Source organism: Paenibacillus sp. PAMC 26794, assembly GCF_000316035.1.
Classification (GTDB): domain Bacteria; phylum Bacillota; class Bacilli; order Paenibacillales; family Paenibacillaceae; genus Paenibacillus.
Genome location: NZ_ANHX01000077.1, coordinates 47,819 through 63,287 on the forward strand (window position 1 = coordinate 47,819; position 15,469 = coordinate 63,287).

Annotated in this window: 15 protein-coding genes; 11 read left to right on the forward strand and 4 right to left on the reverse strand. The window is 48.2% G+C overall.

Annotated elements, in window-relative coordinates; genetic code table 11:
• Positions 1-13 precede the first annotated feature (13 nt).
• The 4 genes from D829_RS0124780 to D829_RS0124795 are packed head-to-tail and all read left to right on the forward strand — an operon-like array spanning position 14 to position 4,815.
• Positions 14-1,609 carry an extracellular solute-binding protein gene (locus D829_RS0124780; RefSeq protein ID WP_017691607.1) on the forward strand — a complete coding sequence of 532 codons (1,596 nt, stop codon included), beginning with the start codon at positions 14-16 and terminating at the stop codon, positions 1,607-1,609.
• 40 nt (positions 1,610-1,649) lie between these two features.
• Positions 1,650-2,627, forward strand: coding sequence for a LacI family DNA-binding transcriptional regulator (locus D829_RS0124785; protein ID WP_026081397.1), 978 nt, complete (start codon positions 1,650-1,652; stop codon positions 2,625-2,627).
• Between the two features lie 26 nt (positions 2,628-2,653).
• Positions 2,654-3,766 carry a glycoside hydrolase family 88 protein gene (locus D829_RS0124790; RefSeq protein WP_017691609.1) on the forward strand — a complete coding sequence of 371 codons (1,113 nt, stop codon included), beginning with the start codon at positions 2,654-2,656 and terminating at the stop codon, positions 3,764-3,766.
• The gene (locus tag D829_RS0124795) at positions 3,763-4,815 is read left to right on the forward strand and encodes a pectinesterase family protein (protein WP_017691610.1); all 1,053 of its coding nucleotides are present in this window, start codon (positions 3,763-3,765) and stop codon (positions 4,813-4,815) included. The genes D829_RS0124790 and D829_RS0124795 overlap by 4 nt, the downstream gene beginning before the upstream one ends.
• Before the next feature lie 91 nt (positions 4,816-4,906).
• On the opposite strand, the gene D829_RS0124800 is transcribed toward D829_RS0124795, so the two are convergent.
• Positions 4,907-5,749 carry an aldo/keto reductase gene (locus tag D829_RS0124800; protein ID WP_026081399.1) on the reverse strand — a complete coding sequence of 281 codons (843 nt, stop codon included), beginning with the start codon at positions 5,747-5,749 and terminating at the stop codon, positions 4,907-4,909.
• A 209-nt stretch (positions 5,750-5,958) separates the two neighbouring features.
• On the reverse strand, positions 5,959-7,173 hold the full coding sequence (locus tag D829_RS0124805; RefSeq protein ID WP_017691612.1) for an MFS transporter: 1,215 nt from the start codon (positions 7,171-7,173) through the stop codon (positions 5,959-5,961).
• A gap of 165 nt (positions 7,174-7,338) precedes the next feature.
• Between D829_RS0124805 and D829_RS0124810 the strand changes: the two genes are divergently transcribed.
• From D829_RS0124810 to D829_RS0124820, 3 genes are all read left to right on the forward strand, one after another.
• Positions 7,339-7,734, forward strand: coding sequence for a winged helix-turn-helix transcriptional regulator (locus D829_RS0124810; protein ID WP_017691613.1), 396 nt, complete (start codon positions 7,339-7,341; stop codon positions 7,732-7,734).
• On the forward strand, positions 7,731-8,408 hold the full coding sequence (locus D829_RS0124815; protein WP_017691614.1) for a TIGR00266 family protein: 678 nt from the start codon (positions 7,731-7,733) through the stop codon (positions 8,406-8,408). Before D829_RS0124810 ends, D829_RS0124815 begins: the two co-directional genes overlap by 4 nt.
• 134 nt (positions 8,409-8,542) lie before the next feature.
• Positions 8,543-9,004, forward strand: a complete 462-nt coding sequence (locus D829_RS0124820; RefSeq protein WP_017691615.1) for a MarR family transcriptional regulator — start codon at positions 8,543-8,545, stop codon at positions 9,002-9,004.
• A gap of 144 nt (positions 9,005-9,148) precedes the next feature.
• On the opposite strand, the gene D829_RS0124825 is transcribed toward D829_RS0124820, so the two are convergent.
• The gene (locus D829_RS0124825) at positions 9,149-10,123 is read right to left on the reverse strand and encodes an aldo/keto reductase (protein WP_017691616.1); all 975 of its coding nucleotides are present in this window, start codon (positions 10,121-10,123) and stop codon (positions 9,149-9,151) included.
• Between the two features lie 112 nt (positions 10,124-10,235).
• On the opposite strand from D829_RS0124825, the gene D829_RS0124830 reads away from it, so the two are divergent.
• Positions 10,236-11,276, forward strand: a complete 1,041-nt coding sequence (locus D829_RS0124830; RefSeq protein WP_026081400.1) for an LCP family protein — start codon at positions 10,236-10,238, stop codon at positions 11,274-11,276.
• 141 nt (positions 11,277-11,417) lie between these two features.
• Here D829_RS0124830 and D829_RS0124835 read toward each other — a convergent pair whose 3' ends face one another.
• Positions 11,418-12,017: an ATP-binding protein gene (locus D829_RS0124835; protein WP_017691618.1), complete on the reverse strand. Its 600-nt coding sequence runs from the start codon at positions 12,015-12,017 to the stop codon at positions 11,418-11,420.
• A 289-nt stretch (positions 12,018-12,306) separates the two neighbouring features.
• On the opposite strand from D829_RS0124835, the gene D829_RS0124840 reads away from it, so the two are divergent.
• The 3 genes from D829_RS0124840 (at position 12,307) to D829_RS0124850 (ending at position 15,384) form a co-directional block, all read left to right on the forward strand.
• Entirely contained in the window at positions 12,307-13,104 is a 798-nt protein-coding gene (locus D829_RS0124840; RefSeq protein ID WP_017691619.1) for an IclR family transcriptional regulator, read from the forward strand.
• Positions 13,105-13,159: 55 nt separating this feature from the next.
• Positions 13,160-13,804 (forward strand): bifunctional 2-keto-4-hydroxyglutarate aldolase/2-keto-3-deoxy-6-phosphogluconate aldolase, encoded by a 645-nt coding sequence (locus tag D829_RS0124845; RefSeq protein WP_017691620.1) that lies wholly within the window; start codon positions 13,160-13,162, stop codon positions 13,802-13,804.
• Between the two features lie 269 nt (positions 13,805-14,073).
• Positions 14,074-15,384, forward strand: a complete 1,311-nt coding sequence (locus D829_RS0124850; RefSeq protein ID WP_017691621.1) for an MFS transporter — start codon at positions 14,074-14,076, stop codon at positions 15,382-15,384.
• Positions 15,385-15,469 lie beyond the last annotated feature (85 nt).

The following is a 15,469-nucleotide window of genomic DNA, read 5'->3' on the forward strand; positions in this document are numbered from 1 at the left end:
GGAGGAATGATGGATGAGATTTAAAGGGGCAGGAAGAAAAAGTGTAATCGCAGCGATACTGGCAATCAGCCTGGCGGGATGTAGCGGCGGAACAGGGGCGGGAACCGATGCGGGGAGCACCCCGTCCAGTTCGGAGCCAGCCTTCAATTATACCGGAGCAGGGCCGGTGACGGATCAACCGGATGCCAAGCTGTCTATTCTCGGCACCAACGCTTGGACGACCAATGTGGACTTGTCCACCGCAGCCATCGTTAAGAAAATCGAGGGCAACGCCGGTGTGACGGTAGATTGGGATCTAATTCCGCCACAGAACTACGCGGATGCCGTAAATCCGAGGCTGGCTGCCGGTACCGGCCTGCCCGATATCGTGTACCTGCCGGATCAGGATCAGCTGATGAAATACATTAACAGCGGTCTGTTCATTCCGATTAATGATCTGGTGGAGAAGTACGGCGTAAATCTCAAAAAAATATATGAAAAGTCGCCTTCGGTCAAAGCCAGTTTAACAACGCCAGATGGTAAAATGTATTATATCCCGCAGCAGACGTTAACCCGCAACTACATGCCGGTATTTATGGTTAATGTACGCTGGCTTGATAAGCTGGGATTAAGCGAGCCGACCACGCTGGATGAATTCACGGCGATGCTGCGCAAGTTCAAGACTGATGACCCGAACGGCAACGGGCAGGCTGATGAGATTCCGCTTTCCATGGAAGCGAAATTTGTGTCAATGGCCTTTGGCCCGGCATTTGGACTTGATCTGTCCAACCAGTTTTATGCAGACGATCAGGGCAAAGTACATTTCAGCTATTATGAGCCTACCTACAAGGAGTACTTGACCTATCTGAACGGACTGTACAAGGAAGGTCTGCTTGGGGTGGATTATGCGAGTACCACGAGTGATCAGGTCACGTCGCGCATCTCTCAGGATGTGACGGGAGCAACGTTTAATTTTAGCTGGTATATGTCAATGGTCTACAGTCCGTTGTTCAAGGATTACAATCCGGAAGAGCCAATCATCAAAGGAATTTTACCACTGAAAGGACCGCATGGGGATCAGTTCTATGTAGGACGTACACCAGTGAGTGGCATCTTTGGCATTACACGCGATAGTAAAAATCCCGAACTTGCTTTCCGTTTCCTGGACTATGCCGTAAGTGAGGAAGCACAGACGTACTATACGTGGGGCATCAAGGATGACACGTATACGGAAGAGAATGGCGTGAAGACATTCACGGATAAAGGCAAGGACAATGAATACATCCAGAAGCTTGGCATTGGTCCGGTGAATCTGCCGAACATCCAATCGACCGATTCTGCTGATTCCGTCGTAGCCCCTTGGCATGCGAAGATGGATAAAGAACTGGAGCCGTATGTGCGCGAACCGTTCCCGTTTGTCTATGCCCTGCCGGATGAAGCGAGTGTGGAAAGCATGGCGATGCCTGACATCACGACATATGTGGAAGAGATGAACTTTAAGTTTATTAGCGGGGACGCCAGTCTGGATCAGTTTGACAGTTATATTGAGACGTTGAAGAAGATGAATATAGAGCAGGTTATTGCGGGCAGACAGGCACAATATGATCGTTATAAATCTGCACAGAAATAGGAAATTAGGGTTTTAGGCGTATGAGAGGTGTTGATTGATTTTGATAACCATTAAAGACATTGCCAAACTGGCGGGGGTGAGTTATAGCACGGTATCGAAGGCGCTGAATGATGATCCCCGAATCAAACCGGCAACGAAGCAGAAGGTGCTTGCCGTCGCGGAGAAACACCAGTATCGGAAAAATATGTTGGCCCGGCAGCTCTCCACGGGCAGAAGCAACATCATCGGTTTTGTGCTGGATGAGCTGAGCAATCCGTTATTCTCGAACATCTCCGGTCGTCTGCACACCGAGCTGAAGAAGCGGGGATATCAGATGATCCTGGTTGTGGCGGATGATGGCGTGGATGTCTTTAGCCAGCTGCGCGTGGACGGATGTATTCTGTGGGACTATGCACTGGACAATCGGGAGATGTTCTGGAAAAAGTTCGCAACACTCAACATGCCATGTTTTGTGCTGGGTACAGATGAAGCGCCGAACTCTCCTTACATCAAGATTGATCGCAAAGAAGGGCTGTTCAAAGCAGTGGAGCATCTAAAATCGCTGGGCCACAGCCGAATCGGATTCATCGGCAACTCCCAGCATGTCAAGCTGGAGGGATACCGGGAAGCGTTGCAGCGTACGGGTCTGGATTTTAACGAAGACCATGTGCTGCCAGCGTATTCCTCCTGGGAGGACGGGTATTTTGCCATACGTAATCATGCGTTTGGGGCGGATTCGCCGACAGCTTTTATTGGACTGAACAACCTGGTCACCCGAGGTGCGCTCCGGGCTTTGCTTGAGGCAGGTTACAGCGTTCCACGCGATATCTCGTTAATCGGGTATGATGATCTGCCGGATATGCAGTATGCCGAAGTGGCCTTGACAACGATTGGGCCGTCTCTGGATGAACTGGCCGTGCAGGCAGCGGAGCTGATTGTATCGTTAATCCGTGATGAACAGGTCGACGTTCCGGTAGTCATTCAGCCTAAGCTGAACCTTCGAAATTCAACGGCAGTTAGTCATACATGTATTAGGTGAGTACAACATTCAAGGAGGAATTGCTTATGCAGGTACAGACACAGTTATCCTGGTCTGAGCGAATTGCAGCAACGATCATCCAGCAATGTGACGGGGACGGTTATCATGCGTTCCCTTCGGGACGATGGGCATACGTGGAAGGCATGACCTTGATGGCGATGGCACGAACCGGGCAGTATTATGGCAAGCAAGAGTATGTTGATTTTATGAAAAAACATATGGACCTGTATATCCAGCCGGACGGCTCTATTGGCACCTATACTTTGGAAGAATATAATCTGGATCAGATTAATCAGGGGAAAAACCTGTTTGCATTACTGGATGGTGCTGAAGATCAGCGTTACGCAGAAGCGGCGCATCTCCTGGCAGCACAGCTCGCAGGGCAACCCCGCACGTCGGAGGGTGGTTTCTGGCACAAAAAAATCTATCCATTCCAGATGTGGCTGGACGGCCTGTATATGTCGTCTCCCTTTCTGTCCGAGTATGCGAAGACATTTCATCGTCCCGAGTTATGGGATGAAGTTGCACATCAGATTCTGCTGATCGAACGCCAGACCCGTGATCCGCGGACCGGGCTGCTCTATCATGGCTGGGATGAATCGAAGGAACAGGTCTGGGCAGATTCATCGACAGGGTGCTCGCCACACTTCTGGAGCCGGGCGATGGGCTGGTATGCCATGGCGATTGTAGACAGCGTGGAGCATTTCCCCGTGAATCATCCAAAGCGCGGAACCATCATTGGTATCTTCGAACGGATGTGTCATGCTTTGGTACGCGTGCAGGAGCAGGAGAGCGGGTTATGGTTCCAGGTGCTGGATCAGGGCTTCCGCAAAGGCAACTATTTGGAAGCATCCGGGTCGAGCATGTTTGTATATGCACTTGCGAAGGGTGTGCGGCTGAGGTATCTGGAGCCGCATTTCAGAGCTGCTGCGGAGAAAGGATGGCAGGGACTTTCCTCCAGATTGATGGAGGAGACGGCTGACGGTGTGAAGCTGAACGGGATCTGTCACGGCGCAGGGCTCAGTCTGGATCGAGATGGCTCGTACAACTACTATGTAACCGAAGCAATTGTAAGCGATTCCTTTATGGGTGTGGCTCCGCTTCTGCTGGCAGCGCTGGAAATGGAGCGATTGCCATGAGCAAGCAGATGTCACCGAATATAGATATGGATCAATCGACGCGATATTATACCGTTGCTCTGGATGGGACGGGGGATTATCCTACTATTCAAGCCGCGATTGATGCCGTTCCGGACAACGGAACCGAAAGCTTCACGATCCGAATTAAGGCAGGCGTATATTACGAGAAGCTGGATATTGAGAAGCCTATGATTCATCTGATCGGTGAGGGGGCGGAGCATACTGTCATTACATATGATGATTATGCGCTCAAGAAGTTCCCGGATGGGTCGCAGTATCATACCTTTTATTCCTATACAGCCTTCATCGGAGCAGACGATTTTACAGCAGAGAGACTTTCTTTTGTTAACTCAGCCGGGCCGGGAAAGGTAGTGGGTCAGGCTTTGGCGGTGTACGTGGATGGAGACCGCGCGGCCTTCCGCAGTTGTCGCTTTATGGGCCATCAGGATACGATTTTCACCGGCCCGCTGCCGGAGCAGCCCATGGATCGCAGTTATTTTGGCGGACCACGCGATGGTGCCGAGCGGCGCAAACTGCGGCAGTATTTCGAGGACTGTTACATCGAAGGTGATATCGATTTTATTTTTGGTTCGGCTACGGTGGTGTTTAAGGGCTGCGAGATCTTTACGAAGAATCGTCTAACTGAGGCGGAGGCTGCGGATGGACAAGTGAACGGCTGGATTACCGCAGCCTCTACGCCGGAGGATGTGCGTTACGGCTATGTGTTTCTGGACTGTGATCTGACCAGCAATGCTCCGCCGCAGTCGGTGTATCTGGGCAGACCGTGGCGTCATCATGCCAAAGTCTGTTTTCTGAACTGCTGGATTGGTGCTCATGTGAAGCGGGAGGGATGGCACAACTGGAACAAGACAGATGCAGAGCAGACCGTTCAGTATGCTGAATATAACAGCGCCGGACCTGGGGCGGAAGATACTTCGGGTCGCGTGCCTTGGGCCAAGTTACTGACAGAGCAGGAAGCTGTGGAATACTCCATATCCCGGGTGTTATCCGGGAGCGATGGTTGGCAGCCACATGAGAAACTAGGGTAAGCACAGAACGATTGCTATAAAATATCAACAAAAGCCTCCAGGCTCCCCGCTAATGCGAAGAGTATGGAGGCTTTGGAGTATCATTCTTTATTTAGAAATCGAAGTTGTCCGGATCAGGTCCAACACGTACATCTTCGTTCAGAGCACTGATCTGATCGATCTCTTCATTTGAAAGTTCAAAGTCGAAGATAGAGGAATTCTCAATAATCCGGTTTTCCTTGGTCGACTTCGGAATGGTAATGACTCCATTTTGCAGATCCCAACGCAGGATTACTTGTGCAACCGATTTGCCTTTGGTTGAAGCAATCGCCGTAAGTACTGGATTGTCCAACAGCTGACCTTGCATTAGAGGCGACCAAGCTTCAAGCTGGATACCATGCTTCTCACAGAAGGCTTTAAGCTCAACCTGAGTCAGGTGAGGGTGGTATTCCACCTGATTGATCATCGGTTTCACTTTGGCATCCTGCATCAGGTCTTCGAGATGATGAATCTGGAAGTTGCTCACACCGATGGCCTTAATACGGCCGGCTGCATACAGCTCCTCGATTGCTTTCCAGGCTGCTTTGTATTTGCCTGCCTTAGGCCAGTGAATCAGATACAGGTCAAGGTATTCCAGTCCCAGTTTGTCCAATGTGGTATCAAAAGCCGCAAGTGTCTCCTCATATCCGAGGTCTGCATTCCATAGTTTAGATGTAACAAACAGTTCTTCGCGTTTCAGGTTGTTTTCTTGCAAAGCTTCTGCAATTGCTTGGCCCACACCGGCTTCATTGCCGTAAATTGCAGCAGTATCGATGCTGCGGTAGCCATGTTTAATCGCATTTTTCACGGCCTCAATCAGTTCAGATCCTTCTTCTACCTTAAATACACCCAGTCCGAACCAAGGCATAGAAACACCGTTATGCAGAGTTACTGTGGATTGTAAATGTTGTGCAATTTGAGCTGTTGTCATGAGATTTCCTCCTTAAAGTGTGTAAAAATCAGTCATATTAAGCTGAATTTCCGTTTTTATATCATACAAAATTAAATCATAGTAGATCAAATTGGGTTCAACGTATTATAGTATAATAAAATACCATGTGAAACCGGTTCCCCTTGAAGGCTGGAACTGATAAATATAGAGTGAGACCTATGGTCGGATGGAAATTAGAACGAAGCTTTCTCCATTTCGACTGATGCATGTTGATCCCTGTTTTCCAGCATTTTAGCCCAAGCGGTCAGGATTACAGCTACGAGAACCATCAAGGCTCCGACCCATGTCGTGTGAATCAAACCAATGGAGTCATTGATCACTCCACCCAAATAGGCACCTATAGCGATCCCTGCATTAAATGCGGCGATGTTAAAGGCTGAGGCTACATCCTTGGCCTGTGGTGCATATCGTTCAGCCAAGGTTACAACGTACATCTGAAGACCAGGTACATTCATGAAGGCGAGCAGGCCCATACCCATAATGGTGAGCAGTGCTGCCAACTTAAACGGGACGGTGAAGTACATCACGCCGAGAATGATGGTCTGAATGATGAACATGTAGAAGAGCGCCTTGAGCGGGTTGCGATTGGCTGCTCTGCCGCCGATGATGTTGCCAATAGCGATGGCTATTCCGTACAACAACAGAATGAACGCTACTGTTTTCTCGGAATAACCGCTAATATCATGCAACAACGGGGACAGATACGTAAAGACAACAAATGTTCCTCCGTACCCGACAGCAGTGATGGCAAAAGCAAGTAGCAAGCGTCCACCTGTAACGAGCTTCAGCTGATCCCGAAATGTTGTCCGTGTTCCTCGCTTCAACGTGGATGGCACGAGTATCAGGTTTCCGATCATTGCAATGATGCCAACCACAACAATCAGGATAAAGGCAGCGCGCCAGCCCCAATGTTGGCCGATGAGTGTACCGAGAGGTACACCGGTTACTGTGGCAATGGTTAGACCGGAGAACATGATGGCAATAGCACCTGCCCTACGGTTGGCAGGCACCAGATCGGCTGCGATCGTGGAGCCTATGGACATGAACACCCCGTGTGCCAGAGCGGACACTACTCGTGCAATGAGTAACATGGTGATGCCCGTCGATAGTGCAGCCATCGTGTTACCCGCAATGAAGACAATCATGATGGCAAGCAATAGCGTTTTGCGTGATATGGTAGACGTCAGTGAGGTCAGAACAGGAGCCCCAAAGGTAACGCCTAATGCATATAAAGTAACGGTCAGTCCCGCAGTAGTTACGGAAATGCCCAGGTCATCTGCAATGAGGGGCAGTAGCCCAACGCTGATAAACTCTGTGGTACCGATCGCGAATGCACTAATGGCCAGCGCAAGCAATGCCCATGTGCTGTGTTTGGATTCTTGTAACATTTCTTGCTCCACTCCCCCGAATGTAGATTTACGTACCGGCAAATGCTATTATGAATTACTCGGTATACAATGAACAGTACGTACTTTTTAGTACCCTACGTACTTTTTGGTGCCTATACAGCTTATGTTCGGATGTAATTCAATTCATCAGGGAGGAAGCAAGTTATGGTTAGAAAAAAATATAACATCTCGGTTGAAGCTACCCTAGAAGTGATCGGTGGCAAGTGGAAATGTGTCATTCTCTGTCATCTGACACATGGGAAAAGACGAACCAGTGATCTCAAGCGTATTATGCCCGCAATTACACAGAAAATGTTAACACAGCAACTGAGAGAGCTTGAAAACGACGGAATCGTAAACCGAATCGTATATAATCAGGTCCCTCCCAAAGTAGAATACGAATTGAGTGATTACGGGAGAAGTCTTGAACCGATTCTTAATGCGCTCTGTAATTGGGGAGATCAACATATTGTGAAGGAATACGGAGACAAATCAGCAGTTCTGGAAGATAATGGACTCAATGATTTTAACTCTGACAATAGGGAGCTGGTGCAACCGTGAACTATGAGATTTTATATGATGGTGCTTTTGCGATGCTCAAGGTACATTTGCAGCGGGGAGAGCGGTTCAAGGCTGAGAGCGGTGCGATGGTATCTATGACTCCTACGGTTGAACTGAAGGGTTCAGCAGAAGGTGGGATGTTTGCCGGGTTCGGTCGGATGCTGAGCGGGGAGAAGTTTTTCTTTCAGGAACTGACGGCTGCGGGCGGATCGGCAGAGATTCTGCTCTCACCTTCAAGCATGGGCGATGTAGAAGCTGTTGAATTGGACGGTTCCTATTCACTCTATGTGCAGAAAGACGGATTTCTGGCAGGAACCGAGGGCATTCAGGTGAATACCAAAATGCAAAACCTGAAAAAAGGTCTCTTTTCGGGAGAAGGTTTCTTCATTATTGAGATCAGTGGACGTGGAACCGTATTTCTGTCTTCCTATGGTGCCATCCATGCGATTAATCTGGCAGCAGGTGAAGAAATGATCGTGGATAACGCCCATTTGGTGGCATGGCCTCATTATGTAGATTACCGTATTGAGAAAGCTTCACAGGGCTGGTTATCCAGTGTTACAAGTGGAGAAGGACTGGTATGTCGGTTCCGGGGAGAAGGAACTATTCTTATACAGAGCCGCAATCCGCAAGGATTCGGACAATGGGTGAAGCAGTTTATCCCTGCACGCTAATTATTTTTTTGAGAAAGAACACACAGAGTTGCAACGGATATGTTTCCATCATCGTTATATGAATAATGGATTTACTTCATTGACTAACGGGTATATATTCTGTTGCATAAGGTCGCACATCATGGAGGTATGAGATGACAAGCTCACGGTATAAAAACGCACAAGAAAGTCCGGGATATCTGTTATGGCAGGTTACAGCCATGTGGCAAAAGGAAGTACGCAGGGTGCTGGAGCCCCTCGAACTGACACAACCTCAATTTGTATTATTGCACGCCTGTTTATGGCTCAATGAACACGATGAGGAAGGCAAAGGAGTTACTCAGGTTCAAATTGCTCAGTTTGCCAAGGTGGATGTTAACGTGACTTCTCAGGTTCTACGTGCGCTTGAAAAAAGGGGATTAATTACCCGCGCTCGTCATCAGACAGATACGCGTGCCAATATTATCACAACAACGGAAGAAGGAACCCGATTGGCTGTGGAGGGAATTCATCTGGTCGAGGAATCGGACAAGGCATTCTTCGAAACTTTGGATGAACGTAAGGGAGATTATTTGGAGATCATGCAGGAGTTTCTTCGCCAAAAAACAGAGAGTTGATCCGTAATATATCTTTTTTTAATTTGTTAAACTACAGAATGTAGTGGAACTGGAAAATTTTCTGATTATTAATAATTATAACACCTTTGCAAAATACAAATAGACCTCCTGACTTCATTTTGTCGGGAGGTCTATTTCGGTTGCTCAATCGATTCGATAGGACGCAAACGGCTCGCGGCGACGGAAAGAGTCACTGATCTGGTCCAGATCGGCCAACAGCTCATCGGGCAGTGACATGTCCAGACTAGCCAGATTATGTTCCAGCTGTTCGGTGCGTGTAGCGCCCACAATCACTGTGGATACAGCTGGACGTGTCAGCAGCCATGCGAGTGACAGCACACTCGGGGAGCAACCATATGAGGCAGCTTTAGCACTCACTTGTTCACTCAGTTGGATATTATGCTCCAGCAGGAAACGGTTGAAAGACGGATCGGTGTCTGCTCTGGAACCAGAAGGCACACTGGTCTGTCCGTTATATTTACCGGTCAGAATACCACCTGCCAGCGGGAAATAAGGGATAATGCCTACACCCTGATCGAGACACATCGGTACCAGTTCCAACTCAGGTGTACGGTCTGCCAGGGAGTAGCTGGTTTGGGTGGAGATGTAGCGCACATAACCTTTCTGTTCACTGATGCCTAAAGCTTTCATCAGCTCCCAAGCTGCGTAATTGGAGGCTCCGATGTAACGGACTTTGCCGGAAGTGACCATATCATCCAATGTGCGCAGTGTCTCATCCAGCGGTGTATGCGGATCAAAAGTATGGATCTGGTACAGATCCACATAATCCGTTTGCAGGCGCCGCAGGCTATGTTCCAGCTCTTGTTGCAGATGGTAGCGGGAGGAACCCCGCCCATGAGGACCATCATGCCGGGGTAATCCGGCTTTGGTAGCAAGCACCGCGTTTTCCCGTCGACCTGTGAGGGCCTGTCCAATGATGCGTTCCGATTCCGTGCCTGCGTATATATTGGCGGTATCGATAAAGTTGATGCCATGATCCATCGCTGCATGAATAATGCGGGTAGAAGCTGCTTCATCCGCGCGTTTGCCAAACGCATTGGTGCCGAGCCCCAGTGCCGACACACGCAAACCACTATGGCCCAAACGTCGATATTCCATCATTCATCGCTCCCTTTATGTACATTTATGTAATGCAGATTATAACGTAATCTATTGAAAACGTGTTATTAATATAGTTAAATGAATCTAAGAACCCGTTATTAAAGGAGATATGATGGAAAACAGTGCTGCACATTTAACAAGACGGAAGCCGAAGAACCCGAAGAAGAAATGGAAGAAACCATTGATCATCACCCTAAGTGTGCTGCTTGTGTTGGGAGGACTCGGATTTATCTATCGAAAGCAACTCGTCGTGTTTGCCTTTAATTTGTTCGCTTCAGCTACGGTGAGGGAAGCCTTGGATGACTCCTTTGTACCAGCTGGCGATAAGGATGCCCCTGTCGTGGAACATACGGAACCGTTCTCATTGTTGCTGCTAGGGATTGACCAGCGAGATAACGAACCAAGCCGTTCGGATACCATCATCTATTCCGTTGTGCGTCCAGAAGATAATAAAGTGCTGCTGCTGTCCATTCCACGTGATTCCTATACCGAGATTGTCGGCCGGGATGTGAAGTCAAAGATCAATTCAGCTTATGCCCACGGTGAAGCCAAGATGGCGATGGATACGGTGGAGAATTTGCTGGGGAACAAAGTGGATTTCTATGCCGCGATTAATTTTAACGGGCTCAAGGATATTGTTGATGCGGTGGGCGGCGTTGAACTGCCGATCAAAAAGAATATTGAGAACAAGCTCAAAATTCATGAGAAGCTGTTTGTTGAAGCGAATAAACCGATTTATAGCGGCGAAGAAGCGCTTGGTTATGTGCGTTACCGGGAGGATTCCGATTTCAATCGGACGATGCGTCACCGGATTTTTTTAAGTGCCTTCATGAATCGTGCGCTGGAGGTCAAAAATCTGACCAAGATCCCGGATGTAATCCAGATTGCCGGATCGAATTTTACAACCAATATGACCTCGGACTTTATCGTGAAATTTGCCGAGTCCTTATATATGAAAGATAGCATACCAACGATCAGCAATTACATGCTGAAGGGGGAGGGTGCAACGCGCAGTGGCACATGGTACTACGATCTGTCGGAGGACGATCTGCAGTATGTGCGTGGCATGATCGCCAGTTGGCTGGACCCGGATGCGACCGAAATTGTGGAACCCGAGACAACCGATTCAGCCGCAGCGGATAAAACCTAGAATAGAAGCAGCAGAAGAAGGTTGCTGCTACGATAGAATATAACAAAGTACACGGAAGGCACTATGCTTTCCGTGTACTTTTTTTATGGCATAACGGTCTGCGTTAACTTGCTTCGACTCCAGTTTCCTCAGTCGTTACCGTTATATGGACTTTAAAGATGACATGGCAGCGGAAATAGGCAGTAAAGCGGTCAGATGTGTGAGATCCAATTCATCTGAGCTGTTGTCCACGGAAATGACCTCGATATTCTCCCACATGCATGTATTGGCTTGTATCCCCTGTACAAACGTCTCCCAGTGATCCAGCTTCCACCTGTCTCTCTCCAGACCGCGACTTTTCAAGCGTTGTTGAAGAACATCAACGTTCACATCCACCCTCAACACCACGGGTATGACTGATTCCCACTCATATTTGGCAACCAGATGATTAATGTAATCGCTTTCGCGAAAATAACCGACAAAAGGTGCATCCAAGATGACAGATCTACCCAATTGAAGATTGTCATTCGCCACGTTTAACAACGTTTCATATTCGAGGTCCATAACGGTGTCGAGGTAATAGGTGTTGCCGTCGCGATCATGAGGGGAGTACCCTTGTGCTTCCAGAAGCTTCCCTGTAAACGTATTGCATACAATATCTTTATCCAGATAACAAAAGTGGTGCTCGGCAGCAAGCTTTTTGCCGATGGTGGATTTGCCCGAACCGGCAGAGCCAATCAAAAAAATCAGGACAGGTTTCATGGACGGTCCCTCCTCTACATAATATTTAGATTGTATGAATATGAACGGTAGTATAGCGCTCATTAAAGTTCGCATATACGAACCTCATTCGCATTAGTGAACATTTGCTATTAGAGTATACCGTTTTCAACTGAAATACAATCCTTTTTGGAGAAATAGTATGCAAAAAAAATTTTAAGAAAGCGGTTGATATTTTCTGTGCGGCTGATCTATAATGAGGGCATCGTTCGGTGATGTGAATTAAGTTCACATATGCGAACTTCGACGTCGAAGATTAGAAGGAGACAATATGGACAATATCCGCATGAATAAATCTGCTGAACGAGTCGCGGATTTACTCGTTCTATTTGCCAAAAGTGGCGCTCCATTAACACTGAATGAAATATGCAAACAAATGAGCTTACCCAAGAGCAGCGGGTTTGAACTGGTACAGACCTTGCTGCATAAGGGTTTTATTGAAATGGATGATGTTCGTCTCAAAACGTATCGGCTAGGCATTGCTGTGTTTGAGACAGGCATGGCGTACTTGTCCAATATGGGTATACCCCATATGGCAAGACCTCTGCTACAAGAACTCAATCGCCAGACGGGAAGCACTGCATTTCTCGGGATTGAGGATAAGGGCCGGATTGTATATCTGGATAAGGCCGAGAGTTATTCGGTTATGCGACCAACAGCGAAACTCGGTTCCCGCAGATATATGCACACCACAGGGCTCGGCAAAGCTTTGCTGGCAGCGCTCCCCATCGGCAAGGTGCTGGAGATTGTAGGTAGCGGTGAGCTCCCTTCGCGTACATCCTTCTCCAAAGTAACCATTCCTGATATTTTGCAAGATATGCAGGAGATTCGTGAGCGTGGCTACTCGATTGACGACCGGGAGGACCATCTGGAGATGTATTGCATCGGCTCTGCTGTCTATGACCAGTGGGATGAGCCCGTCGCCGCAATCAGTGTTGCCAGCATGTATTCCAATATGACTCCAGAACGTGAAGAGAATATTGTAAAACTGGTCAAGGAAGCTGCATGGAAGCTTTCAGGCCAACTGGGTTATAGCGGTGATCGACTGTATCCCGGGACAGAAGAGTGAATCGAATTGAATCAAACCCAATAAAAGGTACAACGGGAATCAGGAGGTTATTTGGATGTGGAGAAAGCTAGAAAACATGAAAATCATCGCTGAAACCGGAATCGTATTGATTATCCGTTCCGAAAGTGAAGAAGAAGCGTTGTCCGTCGCAGAAGCGGCAATTGCTGGAGGTATTCGGGCGCTCGAAATTACGATGAGTGTTCCAGGAGCTTTGGATGTAATCAAGGTGTTGTCTCGTAAATATGCGTCCCAAGGCATTCTGATTGGCGCGGGCACCATACTGGATGGTGAGACGGCTCGTGCAGCGATATTGGCCGGAGCAGAGATGTTGGTTAGTCCTCAGCTCAACCCAGACATGATCAAGGTAGCTAATCGCTACCAGGCGGTTACTGTCAGTGGTGCGTTCACGGCCAAGGAAATTGTAGAGAGCCTTGAAGCGGGAGCGGATATTGTCAAACTGTTCCCGGCGGAATCCGTAGGTCCGCAATATGTCAAAGCGATCTCGGCCCCTCTGCCACAGGCAGCGATTGCCCCTACTGGTGGAGTGACGCCGCAAAATGTACATGAATGGCTGGATGCCGGTTGTGTCGGGGTTGGCGTGGGGAGTTACATCACCAAAGCAGCAAAAGATACTGGCGATTATGGGCGAGTAACCAAGGCCGCTGAGGAATTTTTACAGGCCGTAGCTGCGGCACGCTGATTATTCTTATCCATGTTGGATTGCCGTGCAGGTGAAGTTCACAGCGATAAAGGGCAGACTTCACGCCTATCGTTGTGAACGCCCATGGTGCGGAGCGGATGTATCCTTTGAAATTCAGGGAAAGGATAATACGTTTTGAAAACGCATACTTAAAGAGGGTCTGTCTGAGAGTAGAGGACAGTGATTCTTATCTACGCCCTTTAATTACCATATTTATTCATAATATATAATTTTAGTATATTTATATATGTTGAGGAGAGTGAGTTTACATGGCAACCTTAAAAACATCACCGTCCCCTGCCTCGGTACCTCAAGCCCCAAAAGTGGGATTAAGGTGGGGAATTATTCTGTTATTGCTGCTGGGTGCAGTGGTTAACTATTTGGACCGATCCAATCTGAGTATTGCGAATACAACCATTGCGGCCGAATTTGGGCTGTCCTCCACACAGATGGGATTGCTGTTGTCTGCCTTCCTATGGCCTTATGCGTTAGCGAATTTGCCAGCCGGATGGTTGGTTGACAAGTTTGGCCCCAGAAAGATGTTTGCCTGGGCTTCAGGACTTTGGTCCCTCGCCACCATACTCAGTGCATTTATGAATTCATACTCTTTGTTATATGCGATGCGTATGTTGCTCGGTGTGTCCGAGTCTCCCTTCTTCACCTCTGGACTGAAGGTAACCGAACGCTGGTTTGCGAAAAATGAGCGCGGATTACCAACTTCGATTATCAATACAGGCTCACAGATTGCCAACGCGATTGCACCGCCGCTATTGACCGTTCTGATGTTAACGATGACGTGGAGAGGCATGTTTATCTTTGTCGGCGTAATCGGTCTGATTATCATGCTCATCTGGCTCAAAGTATATCGTGACCCTACTTTTGCGGAAAAGCAGATGATCAAAGGAACAGATGCAGTTGCGGAGCAGACCTTAAACGCAAAAGCGGCTGCGGATGCACCGAAAGCCAACTGGGGATCGCTGTTCAAGCATAAAAGCACTTGGTTTATGATTATCGGTAATTTCGGCATCATGTTCACAATCTGGGTATACCTAACTTGGCTGCCGAGCTATCTGGAGAAGGAGCAGGGCTTTACGTTGAAAGAGACAGGCTGGATTGCCTCCATTCCGTTCGTAGCCGGTATTATCGGTGTGCTGTTAGGTGGATTTATCTCGGACTTTTTCATTCGAAAAGGAGTCAATGTGGTCACTTCGCGGAAAGTTCCCATCGTAGGTGGCGCTATTCTGGCGGCGGCTTCGGTAGCACCCATTCCGTTCATTGACAGTACTGTGGTGAGCATTGTGCTTCTGTCTGTAGGTTACTTCGCATCCCAACTGCCATCAGGCGTGATCTGGACTCTGGCAGCAGACATTGCGCCGGGTGAACAGGTAGCTTCACTTGGAGCCATCCAGAACTTTGGTGGATTTCTGGGCGCAGCGCTTGCTCCAATTGTAACCGGATACATATTGGATACAACAGGCAGCTTCAACAATGTATTCTTGCTGGGAGCGGGTCTGCTGCTCATGGGCGCCGTCTCTTACGGAGTATTTTTGAAAAAACCAATCCCTAAAGCAATTCACTAATTCCCTTAAAATAGAAGTTAACTTCTATTTTAGAAAACATCAGCCAGTTCTTGTGTTTTTGATTGCAAAAACCGGAAATGCTGAT

Excerpts from the sequence above, each read along its gene's own strand:
- D829_RS0124780 (WP_017691607.1), top strand. The coding sequence starts at position 14 with ATGAGATTTAAAGGGGCAGGAAGAAAAAGTGTAATCGCAGCGATACTG.
- D829_RS0124790 (WP_017691609.1), top strand. The coding sequence starts at position 2,654 with ATGCAGGTACAGACACAGTTATCCTGGTCTGAGCGAATTGCAGCAACG.
- D829_RS0124795 (WP_017691610.1), top strand. The coding sequence starts at position 3,763 with ATGAGCAAGCAGATGTCACCGAATATAGATATGGATCAATCGACGCGA.
- D829_RS0124805 (WP_017691612.1), bottom strand. The coding sequence starts at position 7,173 with ATGTTACAAGAATCCAAACACAGCACATGGGCATTGCTTGCGCTGGCC.
- D829_RS0124810 (WP_017691613.1), top strand. The coding sequence starts at position 7,339 with ATGGTTAGAAAAAAATATAACATCTCGGTTGAAGCTACCCTAGAAGTG.
- D829_RS0124820 (WP_017691615.1), top strand. The coding sequence starts at position 8,543 with ATGACAAGCTCACGGTATAAAAACGCACAAGAAAGTCCGGGATATCTG.
- D829_RS0124825 (WP_017691616.1), bottom strand. The coding sequence starts at position 10,123 with ATGGAATATCGACGTTTGGGCCATAGTGGTTTGCGTGTGTCGGCACTG.
- D829_RS0124830 (WP_026081400.1), top strand. The coding sequence starts at position 10,236 with ATGATGGAAAACAGTGCTGCACATTTAACAAGACGGAAGCCGAAGAAC.
- D829_RS0124835 (WP_017691618.1), bottom strand. The coding sequence starts at position 12,017 with ATGAAACCTGTCCTGATTTTTTTGATTGGCTCTGCCGGTTCGGGCAAA.
- D829_RS0124840 (WP_017691619.1), top strand. The coding sequence starts at position 12,307 with ATGGACAATATCCGCATGAATAAATCTGCTGAACGAGTCGCGGATTTA.
- D829_RS0124845 (WP_017691620.1), top strand. The coding sequence starts at position 13,160 with ATGTGGAGAAAGCTAGAAAACATGAAAATCATCGCTGAAACCGGAATC.
- D829_RS0124850 (WP_017691621.1), top strand. The coding sequence starts at position 14,074 with ATGGCAACCTTAAAAACATCACCGTCCCCTGCCTCGGTACCTCAAGCC.